This window comes from Sinorhizobium sp. KGO-5, assembly GCF_036245905.1.
Lineage (GTDB): Bacteria > Pseudomonadota > Alphaproteobacteria > Rhizobiales > Rhizobiaceae > Sinorhizobium > Sinorhizobium meliloti_A.
This window is the reverse complement of sequence record NZ_BDIZ01000003.1, coordinates 298,536-313,528: the sequence shown is the minus strand read 5'-3', so window position 1 is coordinate 313,528 and position 14,993 is coordinate 298,536. Positions and strand designations below refer to the sequence as shown.

Annotated in this window: 14 protein-coding genes; 2 read left to right on the top strand and 12 right to left on the bottom strand. The window is 61.1% G+C overall.

Annotated elements, in window-relative coordinates; translation table 11 throughout:
- Positions 1–88: 88 nt before the first annotated feature.
- Complete coding sequence (locus tag BHD07_RS15470; RefSeq protein ID WP_338281399.1) at positions 89–1,426, bottom strand: DUF6538 domain-containing protein; 1,338 nt, start codon at positions 1,424–1,426, stop codon at positions 89–91.
- A gap of 366 nt (positions 1,427–1,792) precedes the next feature.
- Here BHD07_RS15470 and thiD point away from each other — a divergent pair, with 366 nt between their 5' ends.
- Positions 1,793–2,593, top strand: coding sequence for a bifunctional hydroxymethylpyrimidine kinase/phosphomethylpyrimidine kinase (gene thiD / locus BHD07_RS15465; protein ID WP_275599227.1), 801 nt, complete (start codon positions 1,793–1,795; stop codon positions 2,591–2,593).
- Positions 2,594–2,697: 104 nt separating this feature from the next.
- The gene (locus BHD07_RS15460; protein ID WP_338281397.1) at positions 2,698–2,904 is read left to right on the top strand and encodes a hypothetical protein; all 207 of its coding nucleotides are present in this window, start codon (positions 2,698–2,700) and stop codon (positions 2,902–2,904) included.
- A gap of 48 nt (positions 2,905–2,952) precedes the next feature.
- Here the strand turns inward: BHD07_RS15460 and exoP are convergent, their stop codons facing one another.
- From exoP to BHD07_RS15405, 11 genes are all read right to left on the bottom strand, one after another.
- Entirely contained in the window at positions 2,953–5,313 is a 2,361-nt protein-coding gene (gene exoP, locus BHD07_RS15455) for a succinoglycan biosynthesis transport protein ExoP (RefSeq protein WP_100670144.1), read from the bottom strand.
- 54 nt (positions 5,314–5,367) lie between these two features.
- Positions 5,368–6,273 carry a UTP--glucose-1-phosphate uridylyltransferase gene (locus tag BHD07_RS15450; RefSeq protein ID WP_004434891.1) on the bottom strand — a complete coding sequence of 302 codons (906 nt, stop codon included), beginning with the start codon at positions 6,271–6,273 and terminating at the stop codon, positions 5,368–5,370.
- Positions 6,274–6,288: 15 nt separating this feature from the next.
- Complete coding sequence (gene exoO / locus BHD07_RS15445) at positions 6,289–7,323, bottom strand: succinoglycan biosynthesis glycosyltransferase ExoO (RefSeq protein ID WP_338281395.1); 1,035 nt, start codon at positions 7,321–7,323, stop codon at positions 6,289–6,291.
- A complete protein-coding gene (exoM, locus tag BHD07_RS15440; RefSeq protein ID WP_338281393.1) occupies positions 7,320–8,249 on the bottom strand; it encodes a succinoglycan biosynthesis glycosyltransferase ExoM in 930 nt (309 codons plus the stop codon). Before exoM ends, exoO begins: the two co-directional genes overlap by 4 nt.
- Positions 8,249–9,241, bottom strand: coding sequence for a succinoglycan biosynthesis glycosyltransferase ExoA (gene exoA / locus BHD07_RS15435; RefSeq protein ID WP_324763611.1), 993 nt, complete (start codon positions 9,239–9,241; stop codon positions 8,249–8,251). Before exoA ends, exoM begins: the two co-directional genes overlap by 1 nt.
- Positions 9,238–10,449, bottom strand: a complete 1,212-nt coding sequence (gene exoL, locus BHD07_RS15430) for a succinoglycan biosynthesis glycosyltransferase ExoL (RefSeq protein ID WP_338281389.1) — start codon at positions 10,447–10,449, stop codon at positions 9,238–9,240. Before exoL ends, exoA begins: the two co-directional genes overlap by 4 nt.
- Before the next feature lie 95 nt (positions 10,450–10,544).
- Positions 10,545–11,354 (bottom strand): endo-1,3-1,4-beta-glycanase ExoK, encoded by an 810-nt coding sequence (gene exoK, locus BHD07_RS15425; RefSeq protein ID WP_275599220.1) that lies wholly within the window; start codon positions 11,352–11,354, stop codon positions 10,545–10,547.
- A 5-nt stretch (positions 11,355–11,359) separates the two neighbouring features.
- A complete protein-coding gene (exoH, locus tag BHD07_RS15420) occupies positions 11,360–12,472 on the bottom strand; it encodes a succinoglycan biosynthesis protein ExoH (protein WP_338282293.1) in 1,113 nt (370 codons plus the stop codon).
- Positions 12,473–12,537: 65 nt separating this feature from the next.
- Positions 12,538–12,942: a hypothetical protein gene (locus BHD07_RS15415; RefSeq protein WP_338281387.1), complete on the bottom strand. Its 405-nt coding sequence runs from the start codon at positions 12,940–12,942 to the stop codon at positions 12,538–12,540.
- Positions 12,943–12,982: 40 nt separating this feature from the next.
- Positions 12,983–14,455: a M81 family metallopeptidase gene (locus tag BHD07_RS15410; RefSeq protein ID WP_338281386.1), complete on the bottom strand. Its 1,473-nt coding sequence runs from the start codon at positions 14,453–14,455 to the stop codon at positions 12,983–12,985.
- A gap of 22 nt (positions 14,456–14,477) precedes the next feature.
- Positions 14,478–14,969, bottom strand: a complete 492-nt coding sequence (locus tag BHD07_RS15405) for a hypothetical protein (protein ID WP_338281384.1) — start codon at positions 14,967–14,969, stop codon at positions 14,478–14,480.
- Between the last annotated feature and the right edge of the window lie 24 nt (positions 14,970–14,993).

Here is a 14,993-nt window from a genome sequence, read left to right as displayed (position 1 = left end):
CTTCTCCAAAATTCATCCATCCTAATTGGATGGCTTCGTTCATAATATAATGTCGTTTCGCTTCAGCCATATTGTTATTAATCGTCGTTCAGTATTCGTTGTGTTTCGCGTATTCCAGTGCCTTAGTCAGCGCCTCCTGTTTCTGAATCATATCGTAATCCGTGCCGTAATATCCCGCATGTCCCTTCAGACTATGACCTGTAATCGCTGTCTTTATGCCAAGGTCGCAGCCTGAACGCTTAAGCCAGTCGTCCATCGTATGGCGGTAGCTGTAATGTCCTTTCCCCGGCACGGTCTTCCGGAAGAATTCGGACATCGCACGGTTAATCTGTTGCGGACCATCCGGCGTGTGGAAGCGCTCAAATCCGTTTGGAAATTTCCGCATTTGCTCCAACGCATCGCCGACCAATGGAATTTGCCGGTGTCTCGCACCACCCGTCTTGACCTTCTTTCGAAGGCTGTTTGGAACAATCGAAATGTAGGGAATGTTCGCGTCGAGATGGATATCGGCACTCGTCATCCATGCCAGTTCCTTGGCACCAGCGCCCGTGCATTCGCCGATGATGCAGATAGCCTTTGCTTCATCGCTCATGCCCGATGCCCGGAGACGTTCGCGCACCAGCTTGATTTCATCCTTCGTGAATGGCGGACGTTTTTCCTTGTCGTCTTCCTTGAACTTTTTCAGTTCCTTGAAGGGGTTTTTGGTGCCGGGATGATAGACCTTGAAGACTTCATCAAGGATGATCTTCAACCACATCATTTTCTTGTTGGCAGCATCAGCCTTGAATTCGCCTTCGACAAGTCTCTCTGCGAGATTTGAACGATATTCGCTTGCCTTGACGATATCGATTTTCAGGCAATCCATGTCGCCAATTTCTTCGACAAAATCCTCTACCGCCTCTTCGTACCGCCGCCAAAACCTCTTGGTGTCCTTGGGGTCTTTGCCCTTTACAAGATCGGGCATCAACTGCTTGAACTTGGCGAATGCCTGTCTGAATGTCAGAGCCGGTTTCTCGATAGCGCCGCCAAGGACGTCGATTTCAGCCTTTGTCGGGCGCTTGATCGTCTTTCGGACTTCCAAGCTTGGGGACAGCATCGCCACACGATCTTGGACGGGTGCCGCCTGTAGTTCGGCGACAGAGTGTCCCGGCACGCCAAGTCGTTCGATCAATTCCCGGAAAAGATCGAATGTCATGTTCGTCGTGTCTGGCGTCTCGTCACCCCGGAACAACCGCTTGTACTTGTCAGTGAGTGGCGCGGCTCTTTCCTGCGCTTCCTTCGGGTCTCGAGTCTTCAGGCTTTCCCAAATTTGAGCTTTGCCGCCAAAGGTGTCGCGAAGGTGAAGTGGAACCGCTATTCTGAAGTAAAAAATGCCGCTTCGTTGGAATATATAATTTGTTTTCATATGGAATTTTTTCATAGTCATAGTCTATCCCTGCGCAGCTACATGGTTAAACGCTTGGAGTCAAGCATTCTGTAGTTGGCATTCAAACTTTTCCAGAATTTGGAATGATTTGAACTTTCACCGGGGCAGTACAAAAGGTAGCAGTTATGTAGCAGTTATGTAGCACATGACCACCAACCCCTTGTTTTTCAATGGTTTACGTGCCATTGAGTAAACCTGATCCGGGTCATGCCGGCGTAGGAACGGAAAGAAGGCCGCCAGCGGCAAGTTCGCCTTTTCATCGCCTTTCCTGGATCTCCGTGATGTTCCGTCTGGAGATCGATCGATGACGTCCACTGCCGTACCGCTCGCAAGCATCATCCGCCCTCGTGCGAAGGAGGACTGGGCATGACGGCGATTGCTCTCACCATCGCCGGCTCGGACTCGGGCGGCGGCGCCGGTATTCAGGCGGACCTCAAGACGTTTTCGGCGCTCGGCGTTTACGGCGCCAGCGTCATCACTGCGATCACGGCCCAGAACACCAGGGGTGTGACGGCCGTCGAGGATGTCTCCGCTGAAATCGTGTCGGCGCAGATGGACGCCGTCTTCTCCGATCTCGACGTGACGGCCGTCAAGATCGGCATGGTCTCGCGTCGGGAAACAATCGCCGCCATTGCCGATGGATTGCGCCGGTCCGGAAAACGGGCGGTCGTGGATCCGGTCATGGTTGCGACCTCCGGCGACGCGTTGCTTCGGCCGGATGCCGTTACGGCGCTCATCGAAGAGCTGTTGCCGCTGGCGCTCGTCGCCACGCCCAATCTTGCCGAGGCCGCGCTCATGACCGGGCGCGCAATCGCCGAGGACGAGGCGGAGATGGCGCGCCAGGCGGAAGCGATCATGCGGACCGGCGCATATGCGGTTCTGGTAAAGGGCGGGCACTTGAAGGGCCAGGAGGCCACAGACCTCTTCTTCGACGGCGACACTCTTGTCCGCCTTCCCGCCGCGCGGATCGAGACGCGCAACGACCACGGCACCGGCTGCACCCTGTCGGCAGCCATTGCCGCCGGCCTTGCGAAAGGCTTGCCGCTGGTCGAAGCGGTGAGTGCCGCCAAGTCCTATCTGCATGCCGCAATCTCCGCGGCCGACCGCCTGGAGATAGGTCAGGGGCGCGGCCCGGTCCATCATTTCCACCGGTGGTGGGAAGATTGACTGCCGGGTGACGGCTCGGGGGAGCTGAAGTGCCTCGCTATCGCCACTGTTGTTCAGCAGCATGACCGCGTCCATGGCTTCGATTGGCGATCGGTTCTCGCGATATGCATTTTCTTACCCGCCGGCTGGAGGCTTTCAACCGTGACGACCTGCCGGATTGGCGGCGGTCGCCTGGAAGGGTGCGGCGTTGTCTTTCGATGCTGCCGTCGCTGGTCGAATATTCGCTTTTCTATGCGCTGGCACTCGTTGCCCTTGCGGCGGTCATCGCGCTAATGGCAGCCGCTTGGATCGTCGATCGCCGCAAGGCCTGACGGCGAAGGGCGAAAAGGCCGCGCACAGGTGGCGCGGCCGCGGTCGCCTCAAGCGGCGTTGTTTTCCGTAATCGTATTCTCGACGTAATATTTGCCGTAGCGGTGGCGGTATTTCTCCGCCCCGTCGAAGTCGCTGTATTTGCCGAGTTCGTTCATGTCCGTCTTGTTGAGGATGACGCCAAGCACCTTCGAGTTGATCAATGGTTCCGAGTTGAGGAGATCGCGTACGAGCCGCGAAGGCGTCCTTCCCCACTCGACCACGAAGAGAATACCGTCGGCAAGCGGCGCGAAAGCCTTGGCGTCGACGACGGGGGCGAGTGCGGCAAGATCGACGACGACGTAGTCGAAGGCGTTGCGGGCGTTCTCGATGAGGTTCGCCATGGCCGGGGAGGCGAGCAGTTCATTGCTCTGATGCCGCTGATGCGATGCGCCGCCGGCCGGAAGGATTGCGAGCTTGGTGCGCTGGTCCACCTTGATTCCGGCGGGCCAGGTGGCTTCTCCGGTCAGCGTTTCGACGAGCCCGGTGCGCGGGGCGGGCGTGATCATCTGAGTCAGTCCCGGCTTGCGTATATCGGCGTCGATGAGCAGGGTCCGCTTGCCGCTCGCCGCCAGAAGCGCGGCGAAGTTCGCGGCAATAATCGACTTTCCCTCGTCCGGAAGGGCCGATGCAATGGCGATCACGCGGCTTTCGCTGCCGGCGAGCATCTGGTCGCAGGCAAGCTTGGCGTTGCGGAAGGTCTCCGCAAAGGTCGAACGCGGCGCATCGACGACGATGCGCGAAAGTCGTTGGAACGGCATCGTGTCGTCGACAGCTTCGTCATGTCTTTTCACCGAGCCGAAATGCGCATGGACCAGTTGTGCCTTCTTCTTCATGCGCGTTCCGAGCAGCGGGACGTAGCCAAGCGAGCGATGGCCGAGGATCGAGCGTATGTCGCCTTCCAGGCGGAAAGTCCGTTCGCGGAATTCGAGGAAGGCCGCGTAAGCCCCGCCGACCATCATGCCGAGCACGGCCGAGAGCGCGAGAGTCATCGTTTTCTTGGGGCTCGACGGTGACACGGGCACGCCGGCCTCGGAGATGACGCGCGCCTTGGCGATCGGGAAGGATTGCTGCTGCGTCGCCTGTTCGTAGCGGCCGAGATAGGATTCGTAGAGCGTCTTCAGAGCCGCTGCCTTCTGTTCGAGCTCCCTTAATTGAACGAGTTGCTCGCTGGCGTCGGAGGTCTTGCCGGCAATGCCCTGGATGCTCTTCCTGAGCGATGCCTCGCGCGATTGCGCGACCTCGTATTCGTTCTTGTAGCTTGCAGTGAGCTGCTGCAGTTCCTGGTAGATCTGCCGCGCGACATCCTCCTGCTCGGCGCGGAGCGATACCGCCTGCGGGTGGTCGGCGCCGAAATTATCCGAGACTTCCCGCTCACGCTTGCCGACGGTGAGATAGCGGGTCCTAAGGTCACGGATCACCGAATTGTCACCCTCCTTTGAGGAAATGGTGGCGTTCTTGACCGCGTTCTCCGGTCCCTGATCGACGATCGACTTGTACTGGTTGTAACGGGCCGACGCACTTGCCGTATCGGCCTGGGCGACGATGAGCTGGCTGTTGAGATCGGCCATCTGCTGCTCGGACATCAGTTCGCCCCGTGCAGCCGTCAGACCGTTCTCGGCCCTGAAATGCGCGACTTCGAGCGCGGCTGCCTGCGAGCGCTGCTGAAGATCCGTAAGCCGTTCCTGCAGCCAGACGGATGCGCGCTCGGTCGCCTCGAAATTGGCGTTCAACTGATCGGTCAGATAGGCACTTGCGTATCCGCGCGCGATGGTTGCCGCAAGCAAGGGGTCGCTTGAGCGAAAGGCAACGGCCACGACCGAGCTGCGCGAAACACGCTCGACCGCGAGCGATTGCTGTATGATCGCGGCTGCCTTCTGCCGCCGTCCGTTGCGCGCCTGTTCTTCCGTAACGTCGGGACCGCCGGAAAAAAGCCCGGTTGCCGATTTCAACCAGTCCTTGACGACGGCAACGGGCGACTGCGGCGGATTGAGTATCGTATCGTTTTCGTCGAGTTTGAGCTTGTCGACGACGCGCAATGCGAGTTCGCCGGACTTCAGTATCTCGACCGCACTTGCAATCTGCGTGTCGAGCATCTGGCTGTTAACCGGGGTAGGCTCCTCCTCGGCATATTTGGACAGGTTTTCGTCGAGAAGGATCTGCGTCATCGACGTGTAATAGGGCGTGGCAAACAGGAGATAAGCGACCCCCAGCGCAATGAAGAGCAGGACGAATGCGGCCACGAGCCGGGCACGACGAAAGACTGCGGCGACAAGCCGGTCGAGGTCGATAAAGCCGTCTGACTGTTCTTCGCTGGGCATGATGCTGCTCAATGGAACGCTTCTTTGTTTCATGGGGGCCGTTCTGTTCATCTTCTTCTCCGGTCCTTGTTCCGGCAGTCCCGAAGGACTGCCGGAAGCCGCCGCTTATGCCGCCCGGATGCGGCTTTCGTGAGACAGAACCATGTCGCGGACGGATTCGAAAACGATATCGCCGATGTCCGCACGAGCAAGCGCGAAGGCGACATTGGCTTCGATGAAGCCCTGCTTCGAACCGCAGTCGAAGGTGCGGCCCTCATAGGGATGCGCGTGGAAGGACTGGGATTGCGAAAGCGTGAGCATCCCATCGGTCAACTGGATCTCATTGCCGGCGCCGCGCGTCTGGTGGGCCAGGATCGAGAAGATTTCCGGCTGAAGGATGTAGCGACCGTTGAGATAGTAGTTGGACGGCGCCTTTCCTGCGGCGGGCTTTTCGACCATCTCGGTCACGGAGAAACCGTGCCGGACCGTCTCGCCCTTGCCGACGATGCCGTATTTCGATGCTTCCTCGGGGGCGCATTGCTCGACGCCGACGACGTTGCCCCCAACCTCGTGATAGAGATCCATGAGGCCGGCCATGCAACCGCGCGCGCCGAAGGAGACCATGTCGGGCAGCAGAAGCGCGAAGGGCTCGTCGCCGATCAGGTCACGCGCACACCATACCGCGTGCCCGAGGCCGAGGGGGGCCTGCTGGCGGGTAAAGCTGACCGAGCCGGCTGCCGGCAACATGGCCTCGAGTTCGGAAATCTGCGCGCTTTTGCCAGAGCGTGAAAGCGACGAGATGAGTTCCGGCGCGTCGTCGAAATGGTCCTCGATCACCTGCTTGTTCCGGCTGGTGACGAAGACGATATGCTCGATTCCGGCCTGGCGGGCCTCATCCACGGCATATTGAACGACTGGCCGGTCGACGATCGTCAACATCTCCTTGGGCACTGCCTTTGTCGCCGGGAGGAACCTCGTTCCGTTTCCGGCAACCGGGATTACTGCTTTTCTGACGGTCCTGACACGGTCCATTTTATCATCCTTTGCTTATTGGGGGTCGTTGCCCAGCGGGGATCGTTCAGCCGCCGCCGTCATGGGGGCGGCACGGGGGGCCGAATGGGAGGAGGGATGCACGAATCGCGCGGCAAGGCGGCGCAATCGGGCAGCGATCGGCATGCTGAGATGCCGGAGCGCAAGTGGGTCGGCCAGCGCGGTCTTGAGCGCGCCGGCCAACGATCTCTTTTTCAACTGCTCGACGAGGACCAGAAACGAGCGAGCTTCACGGAAGCCGCGCATGCGCCTGCGCTGCATTTTCTGCGCCGGGCCGTCGAGCGCGTAGCGGCGCAGGAAGGCTTCGTCGGCGGCGATCATCGCGTCTATATGATCGAGCCTCAACACACGCGAGATGGAACCCTCGCGGATATGATAGATATAGCCGGCGGACGGCTCGACCGCGCAGCGCCCGCCAGAGGCAAGGGCCGATGCCAGCAGGATGTAGTCCTCGCCGATGCGCAGCGTCTCGTCGAAGCGAAGCAGCTGGTTTTCCAGAAAACGGCGCTCGAAGATCGGTTTCATGTAGCCGAAATTGTGCTCGGATCGAAAGAGCACGTTGGATTCGATGAAGGCGGGAAGCGTGAGCTGCGGCAGCCGGGCGAGGTCGGCTTCGGAGAACATCCTGAGACTGCGCCCGTCCAGCGACACGACGTCGAGATTGTCGACGGCGATCTGCGCCCCGGCCGTGTCCGCTCGTTCGATCATCCGCCTGAGCCGGTCCGCCCGGACCGTGTCGTCCGAATCGAGAACGGCGATCCACCGGCCGCGCGCCGCGTCGATGCCGGCATTGCGCGCGCCGCCCGGACCGCGGTTGCGATCGAGGGCGATCAGGCGGACCCGGGGATCCGGGATCGCCGCCACGAGCGCGGGCGTCGCATCTGCCGAGCGATCGTCGACGACGACGACCTCGACGGTCACGCCTTTCTGCGCCAGTGCGCTTTCGATCGCGCGCACGATCGTATCCGCGGAATTATAGGCGGCCACGACGAATGTGACGTCGGGGACCTTATCGATCGCCGGACGGGTCATGCGGAGGTCACCTCGCGGGTTCCGTATTGTTCGATTTCCTTCAGCCCCAGCAGGCCGCTGATGACGCCGGCATGCAGTACGGCGCGTAGCGCAAAGCGGTTCCGCCTTGCGGCCGAAGGAAAGCAGAGGACCGCGGCAGTTGCGCAAAAGCCGGACTTTGCGCCGGCAAGGGCGACATTCCAGGCCTGACGCAAGCCATTGGCTTTCTCGGCGAGAAGGCGTCCATGGGTCTGTCCGGAGCGGAAACGGCGCTTCGCGAGCCAGGCAAGCGAGGCCCTGTTTTCCGGTACCGGCTCATGCACCCAGGCTTCCGGCGAAAAGGCGATCATTCCGCCGGCGCTGTGCATTCCGGTGAAGAAATCCGTGTCTTCGCCGCCGCTCTTGCCGAGCGAAAGCTTGAAGCGCCGGCCATGGAGCGAGGCCGCATCGCGCCTGAGCAGCGCATTGCAGGTGTATCCGGTCCGGATTTCTCCCTTTACCCAGACCGGCAGTGTCGAGTGGAAATCGCCGTTGCGCATCCAGCCGGGAGCCGTAGGCCCGTAATGCGCCCTGACGGGACCGAGCACGGCGGCGGCTCCCGTGATGCGCGCCGTTTCCAGGAGCCGGATCAGCCAGTCGCCGGAAACGGTCTCGTCGTCATCGAGGAAGGCAAGGAAGTCGCCGGTGCTGTTGTCGAGGCAGCAATTGCGGGCGATCGAGATATTCGAGTGCGGGCAGTGAACGTAGAGGATGTCGAACGGCATCTGCGGCCGAAGCCCTTCGACGAGAGCCCTGGCGCTCGGTTCCGCGTCGTTGTCGGCGACGATGACGCGCAAGCTGGCGCGCTCCGGCACGTTCATCGCAGCCAGCGAGCGAAGCGTTTCGGCAAGCTCCGGCCGGCGGTACGTGCAGACGCCGATGTCGATGTGAAGCGTTTTGTTCGGCATCAGGCCACCCTGCGGCGGAAGTCGAGGAGTTCCCGCCAGAACCCGGCGGACCAGGCAAGGTGCATGACCATGGCTGCAACGGCTGCAAGCGGTCCGTAAGGATTACGCTGGCCGAGCGCCATCCAGACGCCATAGCCGAGGCACGCGGCAGCCCAAACCCCCACCGGCACCACGGCCATCCAGTTGACGATCGCGAGAAGCGCGCCGAAAGCGATGGGTGCCACCGCAAGCGGCAACATCTGCCTGAGCCCCGGCATTGCCCGGTGCTTGAGGAAGTTCTTTGCCCGGCCACGGCCGTAGCCGAAATACTGCCAAAACAGCGGGACGAGCTTGGCACGGGGATAGTAGACCATGCTCGTCTTGTCGGTCATCCAGATCCGGTAGCCCGCTTTTCCGAGGCGATAGTCGAGTTCGGCGTCCTCGTTGTGGCTGAAGCTCTCGTCATAGCCTCCGACAGCCTCGAAGGCTTCGATGCGCATCAATGCATGATGACCGTGCTCGGCCCAGTGCCCGACGGCACCGGTGCGGTGCTTCGAGCCGCCATTGCCGAGCTTGGAGTTCTGCGCGAAGGCCGTTGCCTTCTGGAAGGTGCTGAAACCGACGGTCTGCATGGCGACCACGACCGAATCCGCGCCGGTCGCCAGCGCGTCCTCGACAAGCCGCTCGCAATAATCGTCCGGATAGGTCCCGTGGGCGTCGATGCGGATCAGGTAGTCGCTGCCGGCGCCGAGTTCGGCGACGGCGCGATTGACCGCCGCGCTTTGTATGCGCTTCGGATTGTCGAGGAAGAGCACCCGCGGATCCTCAGTGGCAAGGCGACGGGCGATCTCCCGCGTTCCGTCCGTGCTGCCGCCGTCGGCAATGACCACCCGCGCGTTCAAAGGCGTGAGCGACGGACGCAGCTTTTCGATCAGCGCCTCGATATGCGAGGCCTCGTTGAGGCAGGGTATGACGATAAGGCTCGACGTGGACGTCAGTTCATCGGAGCTCATAGAAATCCACCTTCGTTGTGGCTGGAACCGGCCATCGCGACTACGGGAACGGTCTGCGGCGCCTGGAGCGTGAGCGCTGCCAGCTGCCGCACCAGGGTTTCGCAATCCGCCCGGTCGAACACCCAGGATCCCGGATTGCAGCGGCTGATACGCTCTGCGGCGTCGGCATAGCGTTTTGGCGTCAGCGAGCCGAGAGTTGTGGCGAGGCTCCCGGCATCGGCTCCCTCGAGAACGAAGCCGATGCTCCGCACGGACAGGAAACGAGCGGTCTCCGTCCCCTTCATGGCGATCGGAATTCGGCCGTGGCGGCAGCCTTCATAAAGCCTGTTCGGCAGCAGCCAGGCAGAATTCTGGCCCTCCTCGAAGAAGTCGATCGCCCAGGTGAAGTGGACCTCGCCATAGATTTCCGCCAGGTCTTCAGGATTGCGATAGGCGCCTTCGAACCGCATGAAGGGCTCGTTGCGAACGAAGCCGTCGAAATCGTCGAATTCGGAATAGGCGGGCCTGCCGCGCAGAACGATCTCGAAGCGGCCCTCCATCTTTCGCGAGAATTCCGCGAGAAGGGCGAGCGACCTGCGGCAGCGCAGCGCTCCGAACCAGCCGATCTTCCAGGGTGCGCCGGGCGGCGGGCATTCGGCCGGTGAGGCCGTCCGCCGCTCGACCGTGCCGTCGATTTCGAGCACCTTGTTTTCCAGAAGCATCGGCGGAGCGCCGATGCCGGAAAGGGGCCGGAAGTAATGCTCGATGAAGGCGGGGGAGCTGGTGATCAACAGGCGCGCATCCTTGCCGAGTTGGCTTTCGGCTCCGCGCAGCATCCGCCCGACGATATCCTTGCGCAGCATGAGGCGGTGGATATCGAGGCATTCGTAGACGATAGGAACCGTACCGCCGAAGAACGCGACCGCTCTCCTCGCCACGGCAAGCATCTCCAGATTGCGCGCGATGATCACATCCGGCTTGCGGACATGGCCGAGCTGGCGTTGCAGCGACAGGCAGGCGCGAGCGACGGCACCGATCCGCTGGGCGAAACGGCCGTCGGCGGTGGTTCCGAGTTCGATCGGCTCGACGCCGTCGATGGCGGCCAGAGGATTGTCGCCGCGGCGGAATCCGGCGAGCGTCACGCGTGCGCCGCCGGCGACGAGCGTTAGGGTTCTCCGGCGCACTGCGGGATCGGCAAGATCCTGTGCCAGATAGAGTATCTGCAGCATGAAAACGTCCGTTTTCCTGCCCAGCCCGGGGCTGAGCTTAGTTCAATTCTTTGTGCACTGCAACAAAATGGATAAATTACTCAGTTACCCGCCATTCACTCGGATTGCGCCCGCTCCAGCTGGCACGCTACCGACTCGGCGAACTGGCACTCGTCGCCGGCAGCAGTGAAGGCGACCCGATCGACCTGGAGCTTTGTCGGCTCCTTGTAGGAGAAGGTGCCCATCCAGTCGGTGAGCGTGTCAGTCCCCCACAGGCTGAAGAAGATCTTCTGGGCGTTTACCGGGATCTTCGCCGGATCGGTCACTTCGTGAACCAGTTCGCCGTTGACGTAGTAGCGGATGCGATTCTTTTCCCAGACGAAGGCGTAGTCGTTGAAACCCTGGTTGGCGCCGCCCGGAACGTCGGCGAGAAATTCGTTGCCGCCCTTTGCCGATACATACTGGTTGATCTGGACCTTCGCCGTGTTCTTTCCGAGAACCTCGAAATCGATCTCGTCATGCGGCTTCTTGTCGGTCGGACCGATATAGGTGAAGAAGGCCGAGTTCAGCCCGGAACCGTCGGCCGCCTTTATCCGCGCCTCGTAGGTGCCGTAGCCGAAGCGCTTGCGCGTCTGAATTTCCCCGCAGGCGAAGTTGCGCTCCTTTACCTTCTTCTCCTCGAAGGTCAGTTCCAGAATGCCGTCGACGGTCTTCACCTGCTTCTTCGACCAGGTGCAATTCTGATGCCCGCCATTGTTCCATCCGTCCGAGACGAACCAGACGCGGGTGTCGAGAGTGTCGAAGTCGTCCTTGAAGGAGGTGCCGCTGGCGCCTTCCTGCGCGGCCGCAGCGTCTGCAAGGCCGGCGAGAGGGAGCGTTGCGATGAAAGCGAGACGGGCAAAGCGTCTGTAGCGATCGATTGTCATGGTCGTTACCTTTGCTGGGGCGAATAGCCTGCCTGCGCGCCTTGCGGCGGCTGCGTGGCCATTCGTTTCGTACCTGTTCGGCTGCCGGTAAGCACTCCAAGCAGATCCGGCGCCAAACGCCCTACGAGATTGTGGGACGCGACGAGGATCGCAATGGCGATGAACGGCGCGGTGAAATAGAAGAGCGGGTAATAGCTGAGCCCGGTGCGGTTCCAGATCATCCAGAACAACACGAGCAGCGGATAGTGGCCGCAGAAGATCCAGAAACTCAGTCCACTCCCGCGGCCAAATCTTTCACCGAAGCGGGTGCGCACGAGCAGCTCCGAGATCGCCCAGGAGCCGATGATTCCCGCAATCGACGTCAGGCGAAGTGCCATGTCGAGCCAAAGCGGGAAATCCGGGCCGGTGTAATACAGGCCGACGGCGATCACGACTGCGATTGCCAGGAACCCGGCCGCGATCGGTGCAGCGAAGCGATCAAGCATTTTGATGTTCACGCCATGCAGGCTCGCACAGATTCCAGCCGAGAAGCCGAACAGGATGGATTTCTTGAGAAATATTCCGTTTGGCAGCGGCAGTATCGCATAGGCGAGCAGTGCAAGGAGCGTCACGCGCGGATAACGGCTCACCAGCAATGCCAGAAGCGGCGACAGCAGGATGCAGAGCATCAGGTCGCGCAGGAAATACAGGGGCAGATTGACGGGCGTTGCCTCGATCGCGAAGGCCATGCTCAGCCACTGGCGCGGGGTCGCATTGATCGTGTCGGGCAGATAGCCGAAGCCGAGGCCCTGGCGCTGGATGGCGTAGACCACCACAAAGAAGGAGACGCTCCAGATAAGGAACGGCAGGAGAACGGTCCGCGCCTTGGTCTTCAGCGTCTTCCAATAGTCGAAATCGGCAAGGCCCCTGCGAAAGAGAAGATAACCGGAGATCGCGCTGAGGCAGGGCACACCGATCCGAAACAGGCTTTCGCCGAGAAAGACGCGAATCCAGTCCAACATGCCGTAGTTGCCCAGAAAGGGACTCCACTGCGGATTGTACGGGACGTGCACGAATACGATGCCGGAGATCAGCAGAATGCGCATCAGGTTGATGCGCGCCGAGACATTCGCGTCCATACTCACGATATCAGTCACTCCCTATCGGGCAGCGCCTCGCGGCAGCCGTTTCAACAGAGCAGACCTCAGCCCGCAGGATGAGAAACTAGGGCACTCCCGAAGAAAAAATATGGCGTTGCAGCAGAAAAGCGAACAGAATCATGCTGCAGTGCACCTAAGCCGCGAGCTCGCGCAAAGAAGATAGCCGCCGGCAGGGGGGCCGCATTCTTGAAAAATCCCGGATTCGCGGCATGTTGCAGAAATTGCGCCCCGCAATATTTTGGGGCAATCGCCGGTTGAGCGACGCAACTGTGAATTTTCAAAGTTGGTCGCGTTTTCTTGGAGGATGGACCGCGATTGAGGCAGGCACCGGGCGAAATGCGGCAAGGTTGGGGCGCATGTTGGGGGGCTGAGGCCCGTTGAGATTCGAAGATACCCGCCGCGGCTTGTTTGATGTCCTCATCGCTGTGCTCGTCCACCAGCCAGACCATGTCCCCGGGGCTGAATCCCGCTCCAGTGATGGCGCTCGGCTCAGGCCGTCGTTTCCAACCCGTGCGGGTCGGTGACCATCGGCCAGATGTCGCGCCTTGCGCGCCGATAGGGAGTCCTCGCCGGGTCGTTGGGGTAGGGTGTTCCGGCAGAGCAATAGAGGATCTCGGATGCGATCCTGGAGAATGAGGCGAAGAAGTGGTTCGTGGATTTGATCACGAGGATCTTTTTCGACGTCGGGTCGATGCCCATCACGGAGAAAAGGCTCGGGTCGAAGCTCTGGGCGCGCGTCGTGTTCAGGATGATGTCGATGCCGTGGACGCGTATGTGAACGGCGTCGCCGAAGGGAGCGAAGCTCTCGCCGAAGCGCATTTCAGCATTGCGCACCAGCTTGACGACCTTGACGATGCCATCGATCGGCCGCCCCGTGCCGGGCGCGGATTTCGCGCCGAAGCGCAAGGGGATCTCGGCGCCTTCGCCGGCCGCCATGCAGATCTGCACGGCCATTGGATCCCAGATCGTGCCGATCGCCGTGTCGGTGGCGTCCTGCGCTATAAGTTCCTCCAGCACGACCGTCGCATCGCCCGCCGTGCCGCCGCCTGGATTATCCCACATGTCGGCAATCACCACAGGCCCGGCCGGAGCCGCCAGCGCCTGTGCCACCGCCTGGCGCTCGTCGATCTCCGGCATGCGATAGGTGCCGCGCCGGGAGAAGAGCTCCAGACCCAGCTCACGGGCGAGTGCCTCGCCTTTCTCCGCCTTGCCGTTGGTCACGACCAGCATCTTGGTGCCCATTTCCGCCACGTCGCCGGCCATGAAGCCATGCACGACGGACAATGACAGCACATCGGCATCGTCCCGTTCGATCTGTATCAGCTTGTCGACGAAGCTGCGCATGGGCTCGCGCGAGGTGGGGAAGACGTCTATCATCCGGCAGTCGAAGATGGACATTACCGGCTCTACGCGGCCCTCGAGCTTATCGATCGCGATCCGCCAGAGGTCTTCGGCGCGCTCGACGAAATCGGTGTGCGGGAACTCCTTGAAGAAGACGAAGAAATCCGCGGCCGCCGCTCTCCTTGCAGTGAGGTGGCTGTGCGGGTCGAGTTCGGCGCAGACGAGCACGTCCGGACCGACGATTTCGCGCACGCGCTGAAGCAGGTCGCCTTCGGTATCCTCGCAGCCGTCCGCGACCATTGCCCCATGCAGGCCGAGAACGACCGCATCGACGGGCAGGGCGGCACGCAATTGTCCGAGAATCTCGTCACGCAGATCCTCATAGGTCTGCCGATTGACGAGACCGGCAGGATCAGCCCAGGCGGCGGTGCCTTCGATCAATTTCCAGCCTTTTTGCGCGGTCACGCGGCGCCCGACCGTGATCGGCGCCGTGCAGAGCGTCGGTGTTTCGGGGTGCTTTCCTGGCGGAGCGTAAAGCGATGCCTCGAATGCGCGCCTGTCGATGCAGATGGGAGAGAAAGTATTCGTCTCGGTCGCGAGCGCCGCCGTGAAGATGCGCAATGGCTTCGCCTTGTCCCTCAACTCAGTTCGATCCCATCGGATTGGGGAGATAGCCGGTGAAGCCGCAGATTTTCCACCGGCCCCGGTGGAGGCGGCAATAGTAAACCGTCTGCCACTTCATTATATCGAACGTGCCGTCCGCTTTCTTCAGCCCCCCGTCGAATTTCTTGCGCGCAAGGGCAAGCTCTCCGTCGACCTCGATGTCTTCCAGGGTCGTAGTGGCGAAGATCGCTTCCCGCGGATCCTCGGCAAAGGACTGCCCGGCGAAGTCCCGCGCCTGACGCAGCCATTCGTCCCGATAGACGGCGAGCGAGGGAAAGGTGAGCCGCCATTTGTCCGGGTTCGTCTCCCGCCGTCCGTCGATGCCGATGAAGCTCTCCTCGACGAAATCGTCGGCTACCATCGACCAATCGGCGGCCAGGAATGCGTCGATATCGCGGGTGACCAGCATCTCCCATATGGAGTGGCGGGCCGTGTCGCTATCTGGAAACGGATTCTGGAAGGGATTCCGCATGTATTTTCGCCTGGATTGAAATTC

Bases quoted from the DNA above. Each gene is read 5' to 3' on its own strand.
- BHD07_RS15470 (WP_338281399.1), bottom strand. From the start codon at position 1,426: ATGACTATGAAAAAATTCCATATGAAAACAAATTATATATTCCAACGA.
- thiD (WP_275599227.1), top strand. From the start codon at position 1,793: ATGACGGCGATTGCTCTCACCATCGCCGGCTCGGACTCGGGCGGCGGC.
- BHD07_RS15460 (WP_338281397.1), top strand. From the start codon at position 2,698: ATGCATTTTCTTACCCGCCGGCTGGAGGCTTTCAACCGTGACGACCTG.
- exoP (WP_100670144.1), bottom strand. From the start codon at position 5,313: ATGAACAGAACGGCCCCCATGAAACAAAGAAGCGTTCCATTGAGCAGC.
- BHD07_RS15450 (WP_004434891.1), bottom strand. From the start codon at position 6,273: ATGGACCGTGTCAGGACCGTCAGAAAAGCAGTAATCCCGGTTGCCGGA.
- exoO (WP_338281395.1), bottom strand. From the start codon at position 7,323: ATGACCCGTCCGGCGATCGATAAGGTCCCCGACGTCACATTCGTCGTG.
- exoM (WP_338281393.1), bottom strand. From the start codon at position 8,249: ATGCCGAACAAAACGCTTCACATCGACATCGGCGTCTGCACGTACCGC.
- exoA (WP_324763611.1), bottom strand. From the start codon at position 9,241: ATGAGCTCCGATGAACTGACGTCCACGTCGAGCCTTATCGTCATACCC.
- exoL (WP_338281389.1), bottom strand. From the start codon at position 10,449: ATGCTGCAGATACTCTATCTGGCACAGGATCTTGCCGATCCCGCAGTG.
- exoK (WP_275599220.1), bottom strand. From the start codon at position 11,354: ATGACAATCGATCGCTACAGACGCTTTGCCCGTCTCGCTTTCATCGCA.
- exoH (WP_338282293.1), bottom strand. From the start codon at position 12,472: ATGGACGCGAATGTCTCGGCGCGCATCAACCTGATGCGCATTCTGCTG.
- BHD07_RS15415 (WP_338281387.1), bottom strand. From the start codon at position 12,942: ATGGTCTGGCTGGTGGACGAGCACAGCGATGAGGACATCAAACAAGCC.
- BHD07_RS15405 (WP_338281384.1), bottom strand. From the start codon at position 14,969: ATGCGGAATCCCTTCCAGAATCCGTTTCCAGATAGCGACACGGCCCGC.